The 23,785-nt window shown below is 60.4% G+C and carries 21 protein-coding genes; 12 read left to right on the top strand and 9 right to left on the bottom strand.

All coding sequences use genetic code 11. The features are described 5' to 3' along the window. Window positions 1-25 precede the first annotated feature (25 nt). From NH234_RS06260 to NH234_RS06220, 9 genes are all read left to right on the top strand, one after another. A complete protein-coding gene (locus NH234_RS06260) occupies window positions 26-940 on the top strand; it encodes a LysR family transcriptional regulator (RefSeq protein WP_007954670.1) in 915 nt (304 codons plus the stop codon). Between the two features lie 99 nt (window positions 941-1,039). Continuing rightward, window positions 1,040-2,527, top strand: coding sequence for a gamma-aminobutyraldehyde dehydrogenase (locus tag NH234_RS06255; RefSeq protein ID WP_367255997.1), 1,488 nt, complete (start codon window positions 1,040-1,042; stop codon window positions 2,525-2,527). An 82-nt stretch (window positions 2,528-2,609) separates the two neighbouring features. Further along, window positions 2,610-3,761 carry a putative ABC transporter substrate-binding protein YdcS gene (gene ydcS / locus NH234_RS06250; RefSeq protein WP_367255996.1) on the top strand — a complete coding sequence of 384 codons (1,152 nt, stop codon included), beginning with the start codon at window positions 2,610-2,612 and terminating at the stop codon, window positions 3,759-3,761. 204 nt (window positions 3,762-3,965) lie between these two features. Beyond that, complete coding sequence (locus NH234_RS06245) at window positions 3,966-5,003, top strand: ABC transporter ATP-binding protein (protein WP_367255995.1); 1,038 nt, start codon at window positions 3,966-3,968, stop codon at window positions 5,001-5,003. Between the two features lies 1 nt (window position 5,004). Next, a complete protein-coding gene (locus tag NH234_RS06240) occupies window positions 5,005-5,940 on the top strand; it encodes an ABC transporter permease (RefSeq protein WP_007954664.1) in 936 nt (311 codons plus the stop codon). Next, a complete protein-coding gene (locus NH234_RS06235; RefSeq protein ID WP_007954663.1) occupies window positions 5,930-6,739 on the top strand; it encodes an ABC transporter permease in 810 nt (269 codons plus the stop codon). Before NH234_RS06240 ends, NH234_RS06235 begins: the two co-directional genes overlap by 11 nt. Window positions 6,740-6,906: 167 nt before the next feature. Next, a complete protein-coding gene (locus NH234_RS06230) occupies window positions 6,907-8,331 on the top strand; it encodes a gamma-aminobutyraldehyde dehydrogenase (RefSeq protein ID WP_085697285.1) in 1,425 nt (474 codons plus the stop codon). A 145-nt stretch (window positions 8,332-8,476) separates the two neighbouring features. Next, window positions 8,477-9,961: an APC family permease gene (locus NH234_RS06225; protein WP_367255994.1), complete on the top strand. Its 1,485-nt coding sequence runs from the start codon at window positions 8,477-8,479 to the stop codon at window positions 9,959-9,961. A 410-nt stretch (window positions 9,962-10,371) separates the two neighbouring features. Then, the gene (locus NH234_RS06220; protein WP_367255993.1) at window positions 10,372-10,857 is read left to right on the top strand and encodes a Bro-N domain-containing protein; all 486 of its coding nucleotides are present in this window, start codon (window positions 10,372-10,374) and stop codon (window positions 10,855-10,857) included. Window positions 10,858-10,912: 55 nt separating this feature from the next. Here the strand turns inward: NH234_RS06220 and NH234_RS06215 are convergent, their stop codons facing one another. Continuing rightward, entirely contained in the window at window positions 10,913-11,098 is a 186-nt protein-coding gene (locus tag NH234_RS06215) for a hypothetical protein (protein WP_007954656.1), read from the bottom strand. Window positions 11,099-11,500: 402 nt separating this feature from the next. Between NH234_RS06215 and NH234_RS06210 the strand changes: the two genes are divergently transcribed. Next, on the top strand, window positions 11,501-13,129 hold the full coding sequence (locus NH234_RS06210; RefSeq protein ID WP_085729758.1) for a glucan biosynthesis protein D: 1,629 nt from the start codon (window positions 11,501-11,503) through the stop codon (window positions 13,127-13,129). Window positions 13,130-13,141: 12 nt separating this feature from the next. Here the strand turns inward: NH234_RS06210 and NH234_RS06205 are convergent, their stop codons facing one another. From NH234_RS06205 to NH234_RS06190, 4 genes are all read right to left on the bottom strand, one after another. Beyond that, window positions 13,142-13,675 carry a GNAT family N-acetyltransferase gene (locus NH234_RS06205; protein ID WP_085729757.1) on the bottom strand — a complete coding sequence of 178 codons (534 nt, stop codon included), beginning with the start codon at window positions 13,673-13,675 and terminating at the stop codon, window positions 13,142-13,144. Window positions 13,676-13,766: 91 nt separating this feature from the next. Then, window positions 13,767-14,873 (bottom strand): NADH:flavin oxidoreductase/NADH oxidase, encoded by a 1,107-nt coding sequence (locus NH234_RS06200; RefSeq protein ID WP_367255991.1) that lies wholly within the window; start codon window positions 14,871-14,873, stop codon window positions 13,767-13,769. Window positions 14,874-15,113: 240 nt separating this feature from the next. Then, window positions 15,114-16,823, bottom strand: a complete 1,710-nt coding sequence (recJ, locus tag NH234_RS06195) for a single-stranded-DNA-specific exonuclease RecJ (protein WP_367255990.1) — start codon at window positions 16,821-16,823, stop codon at window positions 15,114-15,116. Window positions 16,824-16,877: 54 nt separating this feature from the next. Continuing rightward, window positions 16,878-17,420: a YaeQ family protein gene (locus NH234_RS06190; RefSeq protein ID WP_011332624.1), complete on the bottom strand. Its 543-nt coding sequence runs from the start codon at window positions 17,418-17,420 to the stop codon at window positions 16,878-16,880. Between the two features lie 146 nt (window positions 17,421-17,566). Here NH234_RS06190 and NH234_RS06185 point away from each other — a divergent pair, with 146 nt between their 5' ends. Further along, on the top strand, window positions 17,567-18,766 hold the full coding sequence (locus tag NH234_RS06185) for a CaiB/BaiF CoA-transferase family protein (RefSeq protein ID WP_085729754.1): 1,200 nt from the start codon (window positions 17,567-17,569) through the stop codon (window positions 18,764-18,766). Continuing rightward, window positions 18,693-19,673, top strand: a complete 981-nt coding sequence (locus NH234_RS06180) for a TIGR02285 family protein (RefSeq protein WP_367255988.1) — start codon at window positions 18,693-18,695, stop codon at window positions 19,671-19,673. Before NH234_RS06185 ends, NH234_RS06180 begins: the two co-directional genes overlap by 74 nt. A gap of 173 nt (window positions 19,674-19,846) precedes the next feature. On the opposite strand, the gene NH234_RS06175 is transcribed toward NH234_RS06180, so the two are convergent. The 4 genes from NH234_RS06175 to thrC form a co-directional block, all read right to left on the bottom strand. Next, window positions 19,847-20,128: a DUF3509 domain-containing protein gene (locus NH234_RS06175; RefSeq protein WP_085729753.1), complete on the bottom strand. Its 282-nt coding sequence runs from the start codon at window positions 20,126-20,128 to the stop codon at window positions 19,847-19,849. Window positions 20,129-20,292: 164 nt separating this feature from the next. Then, window positions 20,293-20,700: a response regulator gene (locus NH234_RS06170; RefSeq protein ID WP_085729752.1), complete on the bottom strand. Its 408-nt coding sequence runs from the start codon at window positions 20,698-20,700 to the stop codon at window positions 20,293-20,295. 118 nt (window positions 20,701-20,818) lie between these two features. Then, the gene (locus NH234_RS06165; protein WP_085729751.1) at window positions 20,819-22,192 is read right to left on the bottom strand and encodes a transporter substrate-binding domain-containing protein; all 1,374 of its coding nucleotides are present in this window, start codon (window positions 22,190-22,192) and stop codon (window positions 20,819-20,821) included. Between the two features lie 121 nt (window positions 22,193-22,313). After that, window positions 22,314-23,723 (bottom strand): threonine synthase, encoded by a 1,410-nt coding sequence (gene thrC, locus NH234_RS06160; RefSeq protein ID WP_085729750.1) that lies wholly within the window; start codon window positions 23,721-23,723, stop codon window positions 22,314-22,316. Between the last annotated feature and the right edge of the window lie 62 nt (window positions 23,724-23,785).

Here is a 23,785-nt window from a genome sequence, read left to right as displayed (position 1 = left end):
AAACCGCCCACCGGGTAAACCTTCCATGATGACCTTGCGTCAGATCCGCCATTTCATCGCCGTGGCCGAGACCGGCTCGATCTCCGCCGCCGCGCAAACCGCGTTCATTTCCCAATCGACCCTGACCCTGGCCATCCAGCAACTGGAGGAAGAAATCGGCGTCAGCCTGTTCAACCGCCACGCCAAGGGCATGACCCTTACCCATCAGGGCCACCAGTTCCTGCGCCAGGCGCACCTGATTCTGGCCACCGTGGACAACGCCAAACGCAGCCTGCAGCAAAGCACCGATCAGGTCGCGGGGCAGTTGATTGTCGGCGTAACCAGCCTGGTGGCCGGTTATTACCTGGCGGATTTGCTGACCCGTTTCCAGCGCGCCTATCCCAACGTCGAGATACGGGTGATGGAGGACGAACGGCCGTACATCGAGCATCTGCTGGTCAGCGGCGAGATCGATGTCGGGGTACTGATCCTCTCCAACCTCGAAGACCGCCATGCCTTGCAGACCGAAGTGCTGACACACTCGCCGCACCGTTTGTGGCTGCCGGCCCAGCATCCGCTGCTGGAACACGACAGCATCAACCTCGCCGATGTTGCCCGGGAGCCGTTGATTCAGCTGAACGTCGACGAGATGGATCGCAATGCCCAACGCCTGTGGCGCGGCGCCGGGCTGCAACCGAAGATCACCCTCAGAACCGCGTCCACCGAGGCAGTGCGAAGTCTGGTGGCAGCGGGTCTCGGCGTTTCGATCCAGCCCGACATGACTTACCGCCCATGGTCGCTGGAAGGCGACATCATCGAAGCGCGGCCAATTGCCGACCTCAACCAGACCCTCGACGTCGGTCTGGCCTGGCGTCGTGGCACTGCTCGCCCAGCGCTGGTCGATCCGTTCCTGACCGTGGCCCGCGAGCAGCCTCACGGCGGACGCAAGCCATCTATTTAATCGAATGCCACCTTCAGTATTTAGAATTTGTCGACCCCGGAGCCGCGCACTAGTCTTGCTGCATCTATAAGACGGTCGGCTCCCGGAACAGGGAGCAACATGGCCATACAAGAAAAGAGATCACGGAAAATGGCTGGCGCGCAGACCCACATGCATACCGCGTTGCTGATCGACGGCGAACTGGTCGCCGGGCAGGGTTTTGTCGAACCGATCCTCAACCCGGCCACTGGCGAAGTCCTGACCCAGATCGCCGAAGCCAGCACCGAACAAGTCGAAGCCGCCATCCTCGCCGCCCACCGCGCCTTTGCCGAGTGGTCGCGCACCACCCCGCAACAACGCTCCAACCTGCTGCTGGAAATCGCCAACGCCGTCGAGAAACATGCCGACCACCTCGCCCGACTCGAAGCCCTGAACTGCGGCAAGCCGCTGCATCTGGCGCGGCAGGACGATTTGACCGCGACCGTCGATGTATTCCGCTTTTTCGCCGGCGCGGTGCGCTGTCAGACCGGCCAGCTCAGCGGCGAATACGTGCCGGGCTACACCAGCATGGTGCGCCGCGATCCGATTGGCGTCGTCGCCTCGATTGCGCCGTGGAACTACCCGATCATGATGGCCGCGTGGAAGATCGCCCCGGCCCTCGCTGCGGGCAATACGCTGGTGTTCAAGCCGTCCGAGCACACGCCGCTGTCGATCCTGGCACTGGCGCCAGCACTGGCAGAAATCCTGCCGCGCGGGGTGATCAACATTGTCTGCGGTGGCGGAGAAGGCGTCGGCAGTCATCTGGTCGGCCACCCGAAAGTACGAATGGTTTCGCTGACCGGCGATATCGTGACCGGCCAGAAAATCCTCCAGGCCGCCGCCAAAACCCTCAAACGCACGCACCTCGAACTCGGCGGCAAGGCTCCGGTAATCGTCTGCAACGATGCCGACATTAAAGCGGTGGTCGAAGGCGTGCGCACTTATGGTTATTACAACGCCGGGCAGGATTGCACGGCGGCTTGCCGGATCTACGCCCAGGCCGGGATTCACGACAAATTGGTGGCTGAACTTGGCGCAGCGGTCAGCAACCTGCGTTTCGCCGGCAAGCGTGACGCCGACAACGAAATCGGCCCGCTTATCAGTACGCGCCAGCGCGATCGCGTGGCCAGCTTCGTCGAACGCGCCCTCGGTCAGCCGCATATCGAGCGGGTCACAGGCGCAGCGGTGCATTCGGGTGCCGGTTTTTTCTATCAACCGACGCTGCTGGCCGGTTGCAAACAGAGCGATGAAATCGTCCAGCGCGAAGTGTTCGGCCCGGTGGTGACCGTGACCCGCTTCGACGAACTGGCGCAAGCGGTGGACTGGGCCAACGACTCGGAATACGGCCTCGCCTCGTCGGTCTGGACCCAGAATCTGGACAAGGCGATGCAGGTCGCCGCGCGTCTGCAATACGGCTGCACCTGGATCAACAGCCATTTCATGCTGGTCAGCGAAATGCCCCACGGCGGGCTGAAACGCTCCGGTTACGGCAAAGACTTATCCAGCGATTCGCTACAGGACTACAGCGTGGTGCGGCACATCATGGCCCGCCACGGCCAGCATCTCTGACTACGCTAATAACAAGCCGCTGACGGCATGCTCCACCGCGTTCACAACTGCCCCGACCATAATTTAAAGAAGAGGGTTCACCATGTTCGTGCACAAGACCGCACTGTTCAGTGCAATCACCACGGCCCTGCTGGCCAGCGCCAGCCTGCAGGCCGCCGAACCGCTGAAAGCCGTCGGCGCCGGCGAAGGTCAGCTGGATATCGTCGCCTGGCCTGGTTACATCGAACGCGGTGAAAGCGACAAGGCCTACGACTGGGTGACCGGTTTCGAGAAGGAAACCGGCTGCAAGGTCAATGTGAAAACCGCCGCCACCTCCGATGAAATGGTCAGCCTGATGGCAAAGGGCGGTTACGACCTGGTGACTGCGTCGGGCGATGCCTCGCTGCGGCTGATCGTCGGCAAGCGTGTGCAACCGATCAACACCGCGTTGATCCCGAACTGGAAATCCCTCGATCCACGCCTGAAAGACGCGCCGTGGTACGTGGTCAACAAACAGACCTACGGCACCCCGTACCAGTGGGGCCCGAACGTGTTGATGTACAACACCAATGTGTTCAAGACCGCGCCGACCAGCTGGAATGTGGTGTTCGAGGAACAGAACCTGCCCGACGGCAAGCTGAACAAGGGCCGCGTGCAGGCCTACGACGGCCCGATCTACATCGCCGACGCAGCGCTCTATCTGAAATCCACCAAGCCTGAGCTGGGGATCAAGGATCCGTACCAACTGACTGAAGATCAGTACAAGGCTGTGCTGGAACTGTTGCGCGCCCAGCAGAAGCTGATCCACCGCTACTGGCACGACACCACCGTGCAAATGAGCGACTTCAAGAACGAAGGCGTGGTCGCGTCCAGCGCCTGGCCTTATCAGGTTAACGGCCTGATCAACGATAAACAGCCGATCGCCTCCACCGTGCCGAAAGAAGGCGCCACCGGTTGGGCCGACACCACCATGCTGCACGCCGAGGCCAAGCACCCGAACTGCGCCTACAAGTGGATGGACTGGTCGCTGCAGCCAAAAGTCCAGGGTGACGTGGCAGCGTGGTTTGGTTCGTTGCCGGCGGTTCCGGCGGCTTGCCAGGGCAGTGAGTTGCTCGGGGCTGAAGGCTGCAAGACCAACGGATTCGATCAGTTCGACAAGATCGCTTTCTGGAAAACCCCGCAGGCCGAGGGTGGGAAGTTTGTGCCGTACAGCCGGTGGACGCAGGACTACATTGCGATTATGGGCGGCCGCTGACACGCCGCTCCAGCCCGATCGTTCCCACGTCGAGGCGTCGAACCGTCTGCGTGGGAACGCTCCGCGTCCATTCGCATGAGCTGACGCAGAGCGTCACGGGCAGCGTTCCCACGCAGAGCGTGGGAACGATCAATTCGAACACTGTTTTTCAGAAGTCCAGGAAGGGCCGCTGCGACGGCCCTCGCCTTTTTGGAGCACCGCACCATGACGCTTGCAGTCCAGTTCACCAACGTTTCCCGGCAGTTCGGCGAGGTGAAGGCCGTTGACCGGGTTTCCATCGACATCCAGGACGGCGAGTTCTTTTCCATGCTCGGCCCTTCCGGCTCGGGCAAGACCACGTGCCTGCGCCTGATCGCCGGGTTCGAACAACCGAGCGCAGGCTCGATCCGCATTCACGGCGCCGAAGCCGCCGGTCTGCCGCCGTATCAACGCGACGTAAATACCGTGTTTCAGGATTACGCGCTGTTCCCGCACATGAACGTGCTGGACAACGTCGCCTACGGTTTGAAAGTCAAAGGCGTGAACAAGAACGAGCGCCACAAGCGTGCCGAAGAGGCGTTGGACATGGTCGCCCTCGGCGGCTACGGCGCACGCAAACCGGTGCAGTTGTCCGGCGGTCAGCGCCAGCGTGTCGCCCTCGCCCGCGCGTTGGTCAATCGCCCGCGAGTGCTGTTGCTCGACGAGCCGTTGGGCGCTCTCGACTTGAAGCTGCGCGAACAGATGCAGAGCGAACTGAAGAAGCTGCAACGCCAGCTCGGCATCACCTTCATCTTCGTCACCCACGATCAGACTGAAGCGCTGTCGATGTCCGACCGCGTGGCCGTGTTCAACAAGGGTCGCATCGAACAGGTCGACACGCCGCGCACTCTGTACATGAAACCCACCACGACCTTCGTCGCCGAATTCGTCGGCACCTCGAACGTGATTCGCGGTGATCTGGCGCGCCAGCTCAGCGGCCATCCGCAGCCGTTTTCGATCCGCCCGGAACACGTGCGTTTCGCCGAAGGCCCGCTGGCCAGCCATGAAATCGAAGTCAGCGGTCTGCTGCACGACATCCAGTATCAGGGCAGCGCCACGCGCTACGAACTGAAGCTGGAAAACGGCCAGACCCTGAGCATCAGCCAGGCCAACAATCAATGGATCGACAGCAGTGCGCAGCACCAGACCGGCCAGCGCATCAGCGCTCGCTGGGCGCGGGAAGCGATGATTGCGCTGCACGACACCGTTGCGAGCGGGGTGTGACATGACCGCCCTCGCCCTCCCTCAATCGGCGCCGTTGCGCAGGTTTTCCAACCTGCTCTATCGCAAGCCGAACCTGTACCTGTCGATGCTGCTGGTGCCGCCGCTGCTGTGGTTCGGCGCGATCTATCTGGGCTCGTTGCTGGTGCTGTTGTGGCAAGGTTTCTACACCTTCGACGACTTCACCATGGCAGTCACGCCTGACCTGACCCTGGCCAACTTCGCCGCGCTGTTTCAGCCGTCGAACTTCGACATCATTCTGCGCACCCTGAGCATGGCCGTCGTGGTGTCGATCGCCAGCGCCATCGTCGCGTTCCCGATTGCCTACTACATGGCGCGCTACACCACCGGCAAGACCAAGGCGTTTTTCTACATCGCGGTGATGATGCCGATGTGGGCCAGCTACATCGTCAAGGCCTACGCCTGGACGCTGCTGCTGGCCAAGGGCGGCGTGGCGCAATGGTTCGTTCAGCACCTGGGGCTGGAGCCGGTGCTGCAGTTCATTCTGGGGATTCCCGGGGTCGGCGGCAGCACCTTGTCGACCTCGCATCTGGGGCGGTTCATGGTGTTCGTCTACATCTGGCTGCCGTTCATGATCCTGCCGATCCAGGCCTCGCTGGAGCGCCTGCCGCCGTCGTTGCTGCAAGCCTCCGCCGACCTCGGGGCCAAGCCTCGCCAGACCTTCATGCAGGTGATTCTGCCGCTGTCGGTGCCGGGGATTGCTGCCGGTTCGATCTTCACGTTCTCGCTGACCTTGGGCGACTTCATCGTGCCGCAACTGGTGGGCCCGCCGGGCTACTTCGTCGGCAGCATGGTCTACGCGCAGCAAGGCGCGATCGGCAACATGCCGATGGCTGCGGCGTTCACGCTGGTGCCGATCGTGCTGATCGCCATTTACCTGTCCATCGTCAAACGTCTGGGGGCCTTCGATGCACTCTGAAAAGGCTTCAATAGGCTTGCGCATCGCAGCCTGGGGCGGGTTGGTGTTTCTGCACTTCCCGATCCTGATCATCTTCCTCTACGCCTTCAACACCGAAGACGCGGCGTTCAGCTTTCCACCGAAAGGCTTCACGCTGCACTGGTTCAGCGTGGCGTTTTCGCGGCCGGACGTGCTTGAAGCGATCAAGTTGTCGCTGCAGATCGCGGCCATCGCCACGCTGATTGCCATGGTGCTCGGCACCCTCGCTTCAGCGGCGTTGTACCGCCGGGACTTCTTCGGCAAACAAGGCATTTCGCTGATGCTGATCCTGCCGATTGCGTTGCCGGGGATCATCACCGGGATTGCGCTGCTGGCGACCTTCAAGACACTGGGGATCGAGCCGGGGATGTTCACCATCATCGTTGGTCACGCGACCTTCTGCGTGGTGATCGTCTACAACAACGTCATCGCCCGCTTGCGCCGCACCTCACACAGCCTGATCGAAGCGTCGATGGATCTCGGCGCCGACGGTTGGCAGACCTTCCGCTACATCATCCTGCCGAATCTCGGCTCGGCGCTGCTCGCCGGCGGCATGCTCGCGTTTGCGCTGTCGTTCGACGAAATCATCGTCACCACTTTCACCGCCGGGCATGAACGCACCTTGCCGCTGTGGTTGCTCAATCAGTTGAGCCGCCCACGGGACGTGCCGGTGACCAACGTCGTGGCGATGCTCGTGATGCTGGTGACCATGCTGCCGATCCTCGGCGCCTACTACCTGACCCGTGGTGGCGAGAGCGTGGCCGGCAGCGGCGGCAAATGAACTCATAACAGACACCACTTTCCCCTGTGGGAGCGAGCTTGCTCGCGAAGAGGCCATGACATCCAACATTGATGTCGACTGGCACACCGCTTTCGCGAGCAAGCTCGCTCCCACAGGATTTTCGGTTTCTTCTGAAAAATAACGATGGCTGCAAAGAGGACAACAACATGCAAACCAAACTCTTGATCAACGGCCAACTGGTCAACGGCGAAGGCCCGGCGCAACCGGTGCTCAACCCGGCGCGTGGCGAAGTGCTGGTGGAAATCAACGAGGCCACCGAGGCCCAGGTCGATGCCGCCGTGCGCGCCGCCGACAGTGCCTTCGCCGAATGGTCGCAGACCACGCCGAAAGACCGTTCGCTGTTGTTGCTCAAACTCGCCGACGCCATCGAAGCCCACGGCGAAGAACTGGCGAAACTGGAATCCGACAACTGCGGCAAACCCTACAGCGCTGCGCTGAACGACGAGATTCCGGCGATTGCCGACGTTTTCCGTTTCTTCGCCGGCGCCAGCCGTTGCATGAGCGGTTCGGCCGGTGGCGAATACCTGCCCGGCCACACCTCGATGATCCGCCGCGACCCGGTGGGCGTGATCGCTTCTATCGCGCCGTGGAACTACCCGCTGATGATGGTCGCTTGGAAAATCGCCCCGGCCCTCGCCGCCGGTAATACCGTGGTGCTCAAGCCGTCGGAACAAACCCCGCTGACCGCGTTGCGTCTAGCCGAACTGGCGTCGGATATTTTCCCGGCCGGTGTACTCAATCTGGTGTTTGGTCGTGGGCCGAGCGTGGGCAGCCCGTTGGTGACCCATCCGAAAGTGCGCATGGTCTCGCTGACCGGCTCCATAGCGACCGGCTCGAACATCATTTCCAGCACCGCCGACAGCGTCAAACGCATGCACATGGAACTGGGCGGCAAGGCTCCGGTGATCATCTTCGACGACGCCGATATCGATGCCGCCGTCGAAGGCATTCGTACTTTCGGCTTTTACAACGCCGGCCAGGATTGCACCGCTGCGTGCCGGATCTATGCGCAGCAAGGCATTTACGACAAGTTCGTCGAGAAGCTCGGCGCGGCGGTCAGCAGCATCAAGTATGGCTTGCAGGATGATCCGTCGACCGAGCTGGGGCCGCTGATCACCGCCCAGCATCGCGACCGCGTGGCCGGGTTTGTCGAGCGCGCCGTGGCGCAACCTCACATTCGCTTGATCACCGGCGGCAAGGCTGTCGAAGGCAATGGTTTCTTCTTCGAACCGACGGTGCTGGCCGACGCCCAGCAGGACGACGAAATCGTCCGCCGCGAAGTGTTCGGGCCGGTGGTGTCGGTGACTCAATTCACCGATGAAGCCCAGGCGCTGGAATGGGCCAACGATTCGGACTACGGCCTGGCGTCCTCGGTGTGGACGGCGGATGTAGGACGCGCCCATCGCCTGTCCGCACGGTTGCAGTACGGCTGCACTTGGGTGAATACCCACTTCATGCTCGTCAGCGAAATGCCCCATGGCGGTCAGAAACTGTCCGGTTACGGCAAGGACATGTCCATGTACGGGCTGGAGGACTACACCACGGTTCGGCATGTGATGTTCAAGCACTAAAGGCATCCCCCCGGTTTCATGGCAGAAGCCGGTTATCCGCACCACCAGGCATTCAAAACAATAACTACCGATCCGGGCGGCGCTCACCAAGCCCCGCCACGGTTTCGGCCATCCGAAATCTGCCGATTTCACGGAGCAAACACACATGAGTGCATCACCCGAGCTCTCAGCCGCCGTTGCCGACAGCGATGCCGAACAACTGCGCCAACTGGGCTACACGTCCAACTTCAACCGCAGCATGAGCCTGTGGGAAAACTTCGCCTTGGGCTTCACGTATCTGTCACCGGTCGTTGGGGTTTATACCCTGTTCGGCCTGTGTCTGGCGGCCGGCGGGCCTCCGATGTTCTGGGCCTACTTGCTGGTCGGTTGCGGCCAATTGCTGGTGTGCCTGATCTTCGGCGAAGTGGTGTCGCAGTTCCCGATTTCCGGCGGTGTCTACCCTTGGGCGCGGCGTCTGGTGGGCAAGAAATGGGCATGGATGGTCGGCTGGATCTACTCCATCGCCCTGTGCGTAACCATCGCCGCCGTTGCGGTCGGCGCCGGCCCGTACCTCGCCGCCATGCTGGGTTTTGAGCCGAGCAACAACACCAACATCGTCATCGCCCTGGTGCTGACGCTGTTCGCCACACTGGTCAACCTCAGCGGCACCCAAGTGCTGGCGCGGATCGCCATGTTCGGCTTCCTCTGCGAATTGGTGGGTGCGGTGATCGTCGGCGTGTACCTGCTGATTTTCGAGCGTCACCAGCCGATCAGCGTGCTGTTCAACACCTTCGATATCAGCGTCGACGGCTCCTACCTGCCGGCCTTCCTCACCGCTTCGTTGGCGGGGATGTTCCTTTATTACGGCTTCGAGGCCTGCGGCGACGTGGCCGAAGAAACTCCGAACCCGAGCAAGAAAATCCCGGTGGCCATGCGCATGACCATCTACATCGGCGGCATCGCAGCGATGTTCGCTTGCCTGGCGCTGATTCTCGCCGTGCCGGACATGCAAGCGGTGATCAACGGCACCGACAAGGATCCGGTCACCACCATCCTCAACAACGCCTTCGGCCCGGTCGGTTCGAAAGTGGTGATGGGCGTGGTGATGATTTCCTTCATCTCTTGCGTCATCAGCCTGCAAGCGGCGGCGAGTCGTCTGCTGTATTCCTACGCCCGCGATGAAATGGTCATCGGCAGCCGACTGCTGAAAAAGATTTCTCCTACGACCCAGGTTCCGGTCGCTGCGTTGTTCGTGTCCGGCGTACTGCCCGGCCTGATCATCGCCCTCGGCTTCTTCCTGCAAGACGCCGTGGCCACCATCGTCAGCTTCGCCGCCATCGGCATTTACCTCGCGTTCCAGATGATCGTCTTCGCCGCCCTGTACGCCCGCAGCAAAGGCTGGAAACCCAGCGGCAAATTCACCCTCGGCGCCTGGGGCTGGCCGGTGAACATCGGCGCGCTGGTGTACGGCGTCGGCGCAATCATCAACATGGCCTGGCCCCGCACGCCGGATGCCGCGTGGTACATCAACTACGCGATGGTGCTGAGCACGGCGATCGTGATTGGGTTGGGGTTGATTTACATGTGGATCGGCAAGCCGTATGACCATGGGAAGGCGCCGGCTGGGGATGCCTGGAAGGTGAGTCGCTAAGAAAAACAGCCCCGGACTTATCAAAATTTCGGGGCTGATTTCTTTCAGCGTCAGTTGCTCGTTTCCTGCGGAACGAACCCTCAGCATTAAGTCCCCTTTCCTACGAGTGGCGTCGGCAGAGTAGACTTGGCGCCGCTAGCGCCTGACCGATAGGCTTTATCCCGTCGCTGCCCAATCAGCGGCCCGGGGTCGAAGCCGGTACATCATCAACATGGCGCAACTGCGTCCTCCATAGAAACCGAGGCTTTTTTTGCCTTTCGGATTAGCGTTATGGCGGACCGTGTGGCGCGGGCCTCTCGGCTTCCATGTTGATCGAGAATGTTCCGACTTCGAACGCCGCGCGGTTCGCCACCCAAATCTGTCGAAGGATTAGTGGCGGCTCTCATTTCAACATGGAGTAGAAATTGACTATGCACGCGCAAAATTCACCTGAGACCCAGACGCACTTTATCCCTACGGTTTTCACCCGCCACAACCGCTTCCTCCACGCTCTCCTGCTCGATCACCAAGCCTGGTTCTGCTCTCAGGATCTGGGCCGCATGATGGGCCATCCTTTGAACCCACGCGTCACGCTCAAACTCGACCCCGACCAACGCCGCACCGTCCGCCTGCGCAAGTACGGCAAAGTTGTCGAGACGCCAATGGTCAGCGAATCCGGCATGTACGCGCTGCTGGTTCACCATTTCATCCCGGAAAACCGCAACCTGCGCCAATGGCTGAGCAATGAGGTGATTCCCATCCTGCGGGAAACCAGCTCAGCAACAGCGGAAACCTGCCCGAGCCTGAGCTCCGTGCATTGGGCTGGCGTCACCGTGCCGCTGCTCCACTGGCAACAACAGGCCTGGGTGAAATGGCGGGACATGCCTGAGTTGATGCTGGCACAGCGTCCCCGGTAAACCTCAAGAATGAAAAAGGGGCGGACTTCACAGTCCGCCCCTTTGGTTTTTTACTTCAAAACCGCGAAACACTCCTCATCGCATCCACCAGATACCGCATCGCAATCCGGTCGCTTTCCGACAACTCCCGGTAACGCTCCACCAGTTTCAGCTCATCAGGACTGAGCCGGCGTCTTCGCCGGACGTTGGTGAGGCAGGGAAAGATGCCCAACATTTCGGTGATGCCTTGTCCTTTTGTCATGGACGATGTCCTTTTCCAGTACGTCAGAAATTTTCGAAAACCGCATCGCCCTGCTCCTTAAGCAGCGATTTGAGCCCTGCCGGTCGGATGGGTCGTGACCGGCGATGCCCATAGAATAGAAATTAAATCGGCGCTGAAAAGCTGTTTTTAGAGTAATTAGTCGAAAAAAGCAGATATGCCCTATAAATCAGAAAAGGCTGTGGGATAAGTAACCGTAACGTCTTGTTTCATTGAGAGGCTAGCGCCGTGCTATCAGGGAATTTTGCAAAATCAGCGAACGGATTAAGCTAGCGCGCATCTGTTACTAGTCCGTAGCGTTTGGCCGAAGGCTTGTCCGAACCGTAATTTCTGATCCAGTACGTGCCAGGAACGGCGCGGGATTGTCCACGACAGGTTGTATCTATGCACCGCAGGAATTTGCTCAAAGCGTCCATGGCCATTGCGGCTTATACCGGCCTATCGGCCACAGGCCTGCTGGCCTCTCGCGCCTGGGCCGCCTCTGGCGGTGCCGCCGACGGTGAAGCCCAGGCCTTCGACTTTGAAACGCTGAAGCGCCAGGCCAAACAACTGGCCGGCAACGCGTATCAGGACACCAAACAGGTGCTGCCGCCGACCCTGGCGACCATGACCCCGCAGAACTTCAACGCGATCCGCTACGACGGCGAGCATTCGCTGTGGAAGGAGAACAAGGGTCAGCTCGATGTGCAGTTCTTCCACGTTGGCATGGGTTTCCGTCAGCCGGTGCGCATGTACAGCGTCGATCCGAAGACCCGCACGGCCCGCGAGGTGCATTTCCGCCCTCAGCTGTTCAACTATGAAAACACCTCGGTCGACACTCAGCAGCTCAAGGGCGACCTGGGTTTTGCCGGCTTCAAGCTGTTCAAGGCGCCGGAACTGGATCGGCATGACGTGGTGTCGTTCCTCGGCGCCAGCTACTTCCGCGCGGTGGATGCCACTGGCCAATATGGCCTCTCCGCCCGTGGCCTGGCCGTCGACACCTACGCCAAAAAACGCGAAGAATTCCCTGACTTCACCAAGTTCTGGTTCGAGACCCCGGATCAGAACGCGACCCGTTTCGTGGTCTACGCCCTGCTCGACTCGCCGAGCGCGACCGGCGCCTATCGCTTCGACATCGATTGCCAGGCCGAGCGCGTGGTGATGGAGATCGACGCCCACATCAATGCCCGCACCGCCATCGAGCAATTGGGCATCGCGCCGATGACCAGCATGTTCAGTTGCGGCACCCACGAGCGCCGGATGTGCGACACCATCCACCCGCAGATCCATGACTCGGATCGTCTGGCCATGTGGCGCGGCAACGGCGAGTGGATCTGCCGCCCGCTGAACAACCCGGCCACCCTTCAGTTCAACGCCTTCGCCGACACCGACCCGAAAGGTTTCGGTCTGGTGCAGACCGACCACGAATTCGCCAACTATCAGGACACTGTGGACTGGTACAGCAAGCGTCCGAGCCTGTGGGTAGAACCTACAACCGCGTGGGGCGAAGGCTCTATCGACCTGCTGGAAATTCCTACGACCGGCGAAACCCTCGACAACATCGTTGCGTTCTGGACGCCGAAGAAACCGGTAGCGGCCGGGGACTCGCTGAACTACGGCTACAAGCTCTACTGGAGCGCCCTGCCGCCGGTCGGCACGCCGCTGGCGCGAGTGCATGCAACCCGTTCCGGCATGGGTGGATTCGTCGAAGGCTGGGCACCGGGTGAGCATTATCCGCCAGTCTGGGCCCGTCGTTTTGCCGTGGACTTCACCGGTGGCGGCCTGGATCGCCTGCCGCAGGGCACCGGGATCGAACCGGTGGTCACTTGCTCCAACGGCAAGGTGCAGGACTTCAGCGTGCTCGTGCTGGAGGACATCAAGGGTTACCGGATCCTGTTCGACTGGTACCCGACCAACGACAGCGTGGAGCCGGTGGAACTGCGGTTGTTCATCCGCACCAACGACCGCACATTGAGTGAGACCTGGTTGTACCAGTACTTCCCGCCGGCACCGGACAAGCGCAAGTACCCTTGATGCTTTGAACCGTCAGGCCAACGGGCAGTACAGGTGGATATCGTGGGGTTCCAGATCAAACAGTTCGGGATCCGGTTGTTTCAGCAACCGGCAACCCTGGCGCTGATAGAACTCCACGGTATTGCGCGACTCGGTCGCCGAGACATACAACGCCTCGGCGCCGATCTCCCGGCCATGGGCGCACGCCAAGGCAAACAACCGCCCGCCCAATCCCTGCCCGCGCCAGGAACGGCTGATGTGCAGAAACTTCAACTGCCGCATGTTCAGGCCCTGATTGTGAATAACCCGGTTATCCACAACCACCGCAGCCACCAGTGTTTCGCCATCGAAAAGTCCGTGTAGCCACCCGCCGCTGCGCCAGCATTTTTCCAATACCCGCGCATTCTCCTCCGCCTCCCCTTCGGGCCAGCCGCGCATGTCAAAACGCGCCGGATACAGAATCAGCTCACCGTTTTCTAAGCGATAGCACTCCTCGACCAACTCACTGCGGTCGATCAGCGCCAGCAGTGGCAAGTCCGATTCAGTCAGCGCTCGTTCGATCAACATTGCGGTCCATGCCTTTGCAATTCCAAACGACAGGCAAGAAAAAAACCGCCAGTTCAATGGCGGGTTTTATAGGCTTTGCGGCAGGTCGGAATCAATCCCGCAAATCAGACTCGTGAATCGGCTGATCCCGATGGGTCGCCCGTTGATACTGCGCCGGCCACACCGCTTTGCGTCCGCCCAGATCGTCGTCGGCATGCAACGGCCAATAAGGGTCACGTAGCAGCTCACGCGCGAGGAAGATAATGTCGGCCTGACAAGTACGCAGGATGTGCTCGGCCTGGGCCGGCTCGGTAATCATTCCCACGGTGCCGGTGGCGATGCCCGACTCCTTGCGCACCCGCTCGGCGAAGCGCGTCTGATAACCCGGTCCAACGGGGATTTCAGCGTTGGCCGCCGTGCCCCCCGAGGACACGTCGATCAGGTCGGCGCCCAAGGTTTTCAGACGCCGGGCCAGTTCCACGGTTTCATCCGGGTTCCAGCCGTCTTCGACCCAATCAGTGGCCGACAGACGCACAAACACCGGTAGCTCTTCCGGCCAGACTGCACGCACCGCCTCGGTCACCTGTAGCACCAGACGAATACGGTTTTCAAACGAACCACCGTATTGATCACGGCGCTGATTACTCAGCGGTGAGAGAAACTGGTGCAGCAGATAACCGTGCGCCGCATGCACCTCAACCACGCTGAAACCGGCTGCCAACGCACGTTCGGCGGCGGCCACGAAGTCCTGAATGACCTGGGCGATCTGGCTCTCATCGAGTTGTTTGGGTTGGGTGTGTTGCGGATCAAAGGCAATCGGCGACGGCCCGACCGGCGTCCAGCCACCATCCTCCGGTTTGACGCTGCCATGCTTGCCGATCCACGGCCGATGGGTGCTGGCCTTGCGCCCGGCGTGGGCCAGTTGAATGCCGGCCACGGCGCCCTGCGCACTGATGAATCGGGTGATGCGTTGCAGCGGTGCAATCTGTTCATCGTTCCACAGGCCCAGGTCTTCGGCGGTGATCCGCCCGTCGGCCGTGATCGCCGTGGCTTCGGTAAATACCAGGCCCGCGCCCCCCACTGCCCGGCTGCCGAGATGCACCAGGTGCCAGTCGTTGGCCAGGCCATCGACGCTGGAATACTGGCACATGGGCGATACGGCGATGCGGTTAGGCAGGGTCAGTTGGCGAAGGGTAAAGGGTTCAAGCAGCAGACTCATGGGGCACCTCTCAAATCAGTGGGCAGGCTCCAGGGTTCTGTTTGAAAAGTCGACGAGTGACAGGAAAAAGGTGCAGCACCCGCCCCCGCGGGCAAAAAATTCGACAAGACGTCACAAGGCCAATCAAGCAGTGCTTAGAGCCTAGTCGACATCCGGGGATGAGGGAGGGTTCAGAGTGATTCTGTGAGTGTGTAAGTCCGCTTTCGTCGGAACGCCGCCCGGAGCAAGCTCGCGAAAGTGTCAACGCGGTTCGATGTGAGCAATCATCAATTGCACGGTTTCATTGCCGCGAAACTCGTTGAGATCGAGCTTGTAGGCCAGTTCAACCCATTTGATCGTCGGGTTCGGCCAGATATCGCGATCGATGCCGAAGGCAATGCCATCGAGCTTCACCGATCCACATTCGGTTTTCAGCACCACTTTCAGGTGCCGCTCACCGACCACTCGCTGCTCGACCAACTGAAACACGCCGTGAAACAACGGCTCCGGAAAATGCTGCCCCCAGGGTCCGGCGTGGCGCAGGGCGCGGGCCAGTTCCAGATGAAACTCCTCGACTGCCAGCGTGCCATCCGACAGCAGGCGCCCGGTGAGGTCTTCTTCGCGAAGCTGCCTACGCACTTCGGCGTCAAATGCCTCGGCGAACAACGGAAAATTCTCCTGCGGCAAGGTCAGACCGGCCGCCATGGCGTGGCCGCCATACTTGCTGATCAGGTCCGGGTGCTGCGCTGCCACGACACTCAGCGCATCGCGAATATGGAAGCCCTGCACCGAGCGTCCAGAGCCCTTGAGCAATCCGTCACCAGCATCGGCGAAGGCGATGGTCGGGCGGAAATAACGCTCCTTCATCCGCGAAGCCAGAATACCGATCACACCCTGGTGCCATTCCGGATCGAACAGACACAACCCGAACGGCATCGACTCGACCGGCAAGTCCTTGAGCTGGGCAAGTGCCTCACGCTGCATGCCCTGCTCGATGGATTTGCGATCCTGGTTCATGCCGTCCAGTTGCGCGGCCATTTCCCGGGCCAGTTCGGTATTTTGAGTCAGCAGGCACTCAATCCCGAGGCTCATGTCATCCAGACGCCCCGCCGCATTCAGACGCGGGCCGACGATGAAACCGAGATCGGTGGAAGTAATACGCGAAGCTTCACGCTTGGCTACTTCCAGGATCGCCTTGATCCCCGGCCGCGCACGTCCGGCACGAATTCGTTCCAGGCCCTGATGCACCAGAATCCGGTTGTTGGCATCCAGCGGCACCACGTCGGCAACGCTGCCCAGCGCCACCAGATCCAACAGTTCGCCGATGTTCGGTTGTGGCTTGCTCTCGTACCAGCCGAGGCTGCGCAGACGCGCGCGCAAGGCCATCAATACGTAGAAAATCACCCCGACCCCAGCCAGAGCCTTGCTCGGGAACTCGCAACCCGGCTGGTTCGGGTTGACCAGTGCATCGGCTTGCGGCAGTTCATCGCCGGGCAAGTGGTGGTCGGTGATCAAAACCTTCAGGCCGTGACGCTTCGCGGCCGCCACACCTTCAACGCTGGAAATACCGTTGTCGACGGTGATCAACAGTTGCGGCTCGCGGGTCATCGCGACTTCGACGATTTCCGGAGTCAGGCCGTAGCCGTATTCAAAGCGGTTCGGCACCAGATAGTCGACGTGCGTCGCACCCAGCAGGCGCAAGCCAAGCACGCCTACGGTGCTGGCGGTCGCGCCGTCGGCGTCGAAGTCACCGACGATCAGGATCCGCTGACGCTGCTCCAGCGCCGTCACCAGCAGATCCACCGCCGCATCGATTCCTTTGAGCTGCTGGAACGGAATCAGCCGCACCAGGCTCTTGTCCAGCTCCGCCTCGGACTGCACGCCCCGTGCCGCGTACAGGCGGGTCAGTAGCGGTGGCAGATCACCGAGAAACGGCAGAGTGGCGGGCAACGGACGAGGATCGATACGCATGGGGTGACAGGAGCTTCTCTTGGGTACGTAGGATTTTTCAGGAGTAGCGCGGACTTAACCGCGCTCGCCTTGCAGCCAGGTCAGCTGGACTTCGTGCTGACCACGGTCGTCGGTGACGAAGATCGTGCCCTCACTGATCATCACGTCCCACTTGATGACGCGGGGCATGTCCTTGGCAAGGGTTTCCAGCACTTCCTGCGGAACGGCAGCAATGTTGACGTTCTTCAGGTTTTTGATCGCCGGGATCACCTTGCCTTCCCAGACGCGCAGGCTGCCATAGGCCAGCAGGCTGGTGCGTTCGGTGCGACGGGAACACCAGGTCAGGCGATCGGCGTCGGGTTGGCCGACTTCGATCCAGTGCAGGACACGGTCATCCAGGCTCTTTTCCCACAGCGCAGGTTCATCCACGTCCGACAGACCACGACCGAACGACAGTTGCTCGTTGTACCAGAGCGCGTAGGCCAACAGGCGCACGGTCATGCGTTCTTCGGTTTCCGAAGGGTGACGGGCGATGGTCTGCTTCACATTCTCGTAGACGCTGCGGTCGAGATCGGTGAGGTTCAGTTCGAATTTGTAGGTGGTGGACGGCTGGGCCATGAACGGGCTTCTTGATACGAGGAAAGTCGGCAAGTCTAACCGATGCTGTAGGCAATCCACGAATTGATGGCGATCAACCTTGCGCGACTGACAGCCGGCTATGTTAAAACGCTGTATCTGCTCAGCCTTGTCCTACAGGATCTCGCATGCCGTTCGCCAACAAACCGCTCAGCGGTCTGAAAGTCATTGAATTGGGTACTTTGATTGCCGGGCCGTTTGCCTCGCGCATTTGCGGCGAGTTCGGTGCCGAAGTGATCAAGATCGAATCGCCAGACGGCGGTGATCCGTTGCGCAAATGGCGCAAGTTATATGAAGGCACCTCGTTGTGGTGGTTCGTCCAGGCACGCAACAAAAAGTCCCTGACGCTGAACCTGAAACACCCCGACGGCCTGGCGATCCTGAAAAAGCTGCTGGGTGAAGCCGACATCCTGATCGAGAACTTCCGCCCCGGCGTCCTGGAAAAACTCGGCCTGAGCTGGGAAACCTTGCACGCCCTCAACCCCAAACTGGTGATGGTGCGCCTGTCCGGCTTCGGCCAGACCGGGCCGATGAAGGATCAGCCTGGGTTCGGCGCAGTCGGCGAATCCATGGGCGGCCTGCGCTACATCACCGGTTTCGAAGACCGCCCGCCGGTGCGTACCGGGATTTCCATCGGTGATTCGATTGCCGCGTTGTGGGGTGTGATCGGCGCGTTGATGGCCCTGCGTCATCGCGAGGTCAACGGCGGCCTCGGCCAAGTGGTCGATGTCGCGCTGTACGAAGCGATCTTCGCGATGATGGAAAGCATGGTGCCGGAGTTCGATGTGTTCGGCTTCATTCGTGAACGCACCGGCAACATCATGCCGGGTATCACGCCCTCCTCGATCCACACCAGCGCCGACGGAAAACACGTGCAGATCGGCGCCAATGGCGATGCAATCTTCAAGCGTTTCATGCTGATCATCGGCCGTGAAGATCTGGCCAATGACCCGGCGCTGGCAAGCAATGACGGGCGCGACAGCCGACGTGACGAGTTGTACGGCGTGATCGATCGGTGGGTCAATTCGCTGCCGCTGCAAACCGTGCTTGATCTGCTGAATCAGGCCGAAGTCCCGGCCAGCCGGATCTTCAGCGCCGAAGACATGTTCAACGATCCGCAGTACCTGGCCCGGGAAATGTTCCTGCAGGCCAAACTGCCGGACGGCAAACCCTTCAAGATGCCGGGCATCGTGCCGAAACTCTCTGAAACACCCGGCACGTCCGAATGGGTCGGACCGCAGCTCGGTGAACACAATGCGCAGGTACTCCACGATCTTGGCTACGACGAGAAGCAGATCGCCCGGTTGCGCGAAGACGGAGTCATCTGAGCTGAAGCGCCGACCGGCCTCTGCTTCCAACCGCGCCCACCACTGGTGGACGTGGCGGTTGTTCGGCCTGCTTTTTCTGCTGGTGCTGCCAGCCTGGGCGCAAGCGAAGCCGACGCTGATCTGGCTGCTGCGCGACCTGCCGCCGCTGACCATTTTCGAAGGTCCGAAAAAGGGCCAGGGCGTCATCGATCAACTTATGCCGATGCTGATTGCCGGCATGCCGCAATACGAACACACCTTGATGCGGGTCAACCGCGCCCGCGGCATCCAGATGCTCCATGAACACCCGTTCGCCTGTGATCCTTCGCTGATCTGGAACAAGGAGCGCGCGCAGTGGATCGCGTTCTCCATCCCCGCATTTCGGGCGGTCAGCAATGGCCTGGTGGTTCGTCAGAAAGATCGCGAAGTGCTGGCGCCGTTCATTTCCGACGGTGAAGTCGATATGTCCGCATTCCTGGCCAACAGCGACAAGAAAGTCGGCGTGGTGGCCGAGCGCAGTTATGGCGAATACATCGACGGCCTGCTCCGACAGGCTCCGGGCGGCGCGCTGACACCGCATTACGGGAATGACGCGTTAAGCAGTCTGCTGTCAATGCAGCGGCTCGGGCGATTGCAGGTAGTGCTGGGTTACTGGCCGGAAATCCGTTATCAGGCCCGTCAGGCACAGATCGCTGAAGACGAGCTGGAGTTTTACCCGATTCGCGGGTCAGGCAAGTACATTTCGGGCCACGTCGGCTGCACCGACACCACTCAGGGCCGACAGGCGATCCGTGAAATCGATCAACTGTTGCGTACCCTGCCCCACGAACATCTCGACCTGCTCTACGCCGACTGGCTGGACCCTGAAAGGCGTCAGGACTATCTGGAGCAGACGCGGATCTTCTTCCAGCAGCAGGCCACGCAGTAAATCCCGGACAAAAGAAACCCCGAGAAGTGGGGAGACGACTCGGGGTTAAACGTGGTCTGTATCAAAGACCCGTAGCAGCAAGCGACAAGCACCGGAGCACAATGCTTGATCCTGCTGTTATGGGGTCTGACTGACCCGGGTGCAGGAAGGTTCCCACAAAAGACAAATCAGTTTCAGAGACCCGGGTGCTTGTCGCGGGCAGCGTTGCGCAACGCAGCAATCACACAAGGCTCCAGCCGGCCTTCGGCGATCAGGATGTCGCGATGCAAACCGTCGACCACATCTGTCAGTTGGCGCTTGTCACTCAATTGCGCCCGATTGAATTCGCGCTCCACCATGATGGCGCCACTGCCGTTCTTCAGTGTCACCAGGCATTCACCCTGCAGACCGCGAGGGGTCAGCGTTACCTGATACGGGCTCAGAGCCTCACCGAGCAATAGACTGATACTTTCCATCTCGATCTCCACTCAATAGTCCGAAAACACAGTGTCTGGGGCGTGTCCACAGTAAATGACCACCGACCCGAGAAGAAAGTTCTGCCTGTCGGCGGCCCCTCCCGGAACGTCACCGACCTGTTCTGAGCATGCATGGCGAAGATGACAGAAAATAACCAATGGCCTCAGGCAATGACCGGACGTCGGGGGGGCGACAGGTAGCTGTCGAGCAGATTGCGCATCAGTACCGCCGAGACCGGCGTGTGCAGTCGCCCCAGTAGCTTCATTCCGTCATCGCGCAGCAAAGATTCCAGGTCAGCCAATACGCCGGGCACCACTACCCCCAAGAGAATCAGCGCACGCGCTTCCTGCCGGGCCACCAGATGCCTGATCAGTGCCAACCCGTCGCCGCCCTTGAGCTGCGGATTGCATATGGCGATATCGACAGTCCCACGGCGTACCAGCGAACGCTTTGCCGCGCTCAGCGAAGGCGCGGTCAACACGTCATATATACCGATGGCGTTGAGCATCTGGTGCAACGCCATCAATTGGAACGGGTTGGGTTCGAGAAGCAGGATTTTGAGCGAGCGCATTGGACGACCTCTGGAACGACAATCGCGGTTTCTCGCCGCAGTGGTTTGTCACTCTAGGGCAGTCGTCCTAAGCCTCCCATCAGAAAAGTAGTCACGTTTTATAGGATATTTCCGATCTTCACTGCGGACATCGGCACCCGCTCTCAGTCCGCCGCTGGGTGATATCAGTCCAGCCACCCAACAAGCCGCGCAACTTCCCATCTACACCGTAAAAAGGCACCGTCCACTGATAGATGTGCCGTGAACCGCTCTTGAACAACAATTGTCGTTTGCTAAAGCGTGTCCTGCGTGTACGCAACTGCATCATGAATTCGTCATGCAACATGAGTGCGGTGGTCTGTGGAAGTGCGTCGACCTCATACAGAGTCCGCCCCTGCACCTGCTCGAGACGCACGCCGAGCGCCTCTTCATAGCTGCGATTGCACATGATCAACCTTCCCAGCAGATCACGTACAAATACCGGGTCAGGCATTGCATCGATCAGTGCATGCTGAAAGGCCAATTGATCGCCCTGGATCTTTTCGGCTTCCCGTCGCTGTTTTATCTCGGCGGCCAGCCGGCGATTCCATAGCAGCGAAAGCAGTCCGAATACCCCGAGTGCGCCCATTCCCCAACATCCCCATTTGATCACTCGCGCCCCGAACGACGGGGCCGGTGCCGGTGAAACACCCTCCAGCCACTTCAAGCGCATGGCGCGCAATTCGGCAGCCGAGAAGGCTCCAAGGGCCTTGTTGAGAATACTGCGCAACTCAGGCAGGCCCTTGCGCACCGCCAGATGATCCGCCTCCCACTTACCCTCGACGAGACCACCGACCCTGAGCAAGCCTGATGGAAACAGCTGCGCACCGATCTCGTTTTCGATCGTGGCATAGGCTTCACCGCTCTCGACCAGCGCCCGAGCTTCGGCGTGCGTTTTGACCGAGAGAATTGTGATCGACGGATACTCGCGCCGAATACTGCCCTCCAGCGCATGCCTGGCCGGCAGTACCAACACCCGATTTTCCAGTTCGGCGAGCGACTGAAAGGCTGGCTCTCCCGCACGCCAGACAAACACCCAGCCAGCGCCTCCAAATGCATGACTGAAATCCAGAAACGCCTTACGCTCCTCGTTTACCGCAAGCGTCGTGCTGATGTCAGCCACTCCGCTCTGCAACTGCTCAAGCATGTGATGAGTGGAAAACGACTCCTGATGCACGAACTGCAGCCCGGTCATTACGCTGATACGCTTGAGCAAGTCGTCGTTCAAACCGCTCCATTGGCCGCGCTCATCCTGGAACAGATACAACGGATATTGCAGCGAAGCGACAATGACGCGGGGATTGTCGCGAATCCATTGCTGCTCCTCGGCATTAAGTTCAACGGCCGGGATTTCCAGTTTCGACGCGTCAGTCCGCATGGCCAGTTGCGCAGCACAAACCCCTTGCATGAATCCCCACAGGCCCCAAAAAAACAACCAGACCAGCGCTGGCTTCAGTCCTCGATAAAACAACATTGCCACTTTCCTTCGTGATCGGATCACCCGTCCTTCGTGGGCGAAAACCCGAGCAGTGTGGCATGCAAAAACAAGAAAGCCCGTCAGGAGACGGGCTTCAAAATGTGACAGCTTTCAGGGCTTAAAGTGGCTTGCCACGATTGCCATGCTGGCTGACAAAGGCCTGCACGGCTTTCAGCTCGTTTGCCAGAACTGTGCAGCGTTCTTCTCTCTCAAACAAATCAGAAAGATGTGCAGGTAGTTCGAGAGCTTTTCCTACGCCGGCTTTTTCCACTGCATCCGGGAATTTGACCGGATGCGCCGTGCCCAGGATCACCATCGGGATATCCAGACTGCGACGGCATTCGCGTGCGGCTTTCACACCGATGGCCGTGTGCGGATCGAGTACCTCACCGGTCTGTTCGAAGACTTCGGCAATGGTTTCGCAGGTTTGCGCATCGTCCACGGCCAGCGAGTCGAACAGTTTGCGCGCCTCGGTCCAGCGTTCCTGTTCGACACTGAAACCGCCGCCCTGCTTGAACGAATCCATCAGACCGGCAATCGCTGCGCCGTTGCGACCGTGCAGGTCGAACAGCAGGCGTTCGAAGTTCGACGAGACCATGATGTCCATCGACGGCGACAAGGTGGCGTGCAGGGTTTCCTTGACGTACTGGTTGCCGCTCATGAAGCGGTGCAGGATGTCGTTGCGGTTGGTGGCGACGATCAACTGGTTGATCGGCAGGCCCATGTTGCGTGCCAGGTAACCGGCGAAGATGTCGCCGAAGTTGCCCGTCGGCACCGAGAACGACACCGAACGCGCCGGGCCGCCCAATTGCAGCGCTGCGTGGAAGTAGTAAACGATCTGGGCCATGATCCGCGCCCAGTTGATCGAGTTCACCGCCACCAGGCGCGTGCCCTTGAGGAAGCTCTGGTCGGCGAAGCTGGCCTTGACCATTTCCTGGCAGTCGTCGAAGTTGCCTTCGATGGCGATGTTGTGGATGTTTTCACCGAGGATGGTGGTCATCTGCCGACGCTGCACTTCAGACACACGGTTGTGCGGGTGCAGGATGAAAATGTCGACGTTTTCGCAGTGCTTGCAGCCTTCGATGGCGGCCGAACCGGTGTCACCGGAGGTGGCACCGACGATGACCACGCGCTCGCCGCGTTTTTCCAGCACGTAGTCGAGCAAGCGACCGAGCAGTTGCAGGGCGAAGTCCTTGAACGCCAGGGTCGGGCCGTGGAACAGCTCCAGCACCCATTCGTTGCCGTTCAGCTGACGCAGCGGCGCAACGGCGTTGTGGGCGAACACACCGTAGGTTTCTTCAAGAATCTTTTTAAAATCGGCGTCCGGAATGCTGCCGGTGACGAATGGGCGCATGACCCGGAAAGCCAGCTCGTGATACGGCAGGCCGGCCCAGGAAGCGATTTCTTCCTGGGTGAAGCGTGGCAGGTTTTCCGGGACGTACAGACCGCCGTCGGTGGCGAGACCGGCCAGCAGGACGTCTTCGAAATTCAGGGCCGGTGCCTGGCCGCGGGTACTGATGTAACGCATGACTGACTCCAATGGACAGTGTTCGCAACGCAGGGCCCGCAGGCGGGCCCTGTGAAGGAGAT

It is taken from the genome of Pseudomonas sp. stari2, from assembly GCF_040760005.1.
Lineage (GTDB): Bacteria > Pseudomonadota > Gammaproteobacteria > Pseudomonadales > Pseudomonadaceae > Aquipseudomonas.
Note: the sequence above shows the minus strand (reverse complement) of the source record. Positions and strands in the feature narration are given on the sequence as shown.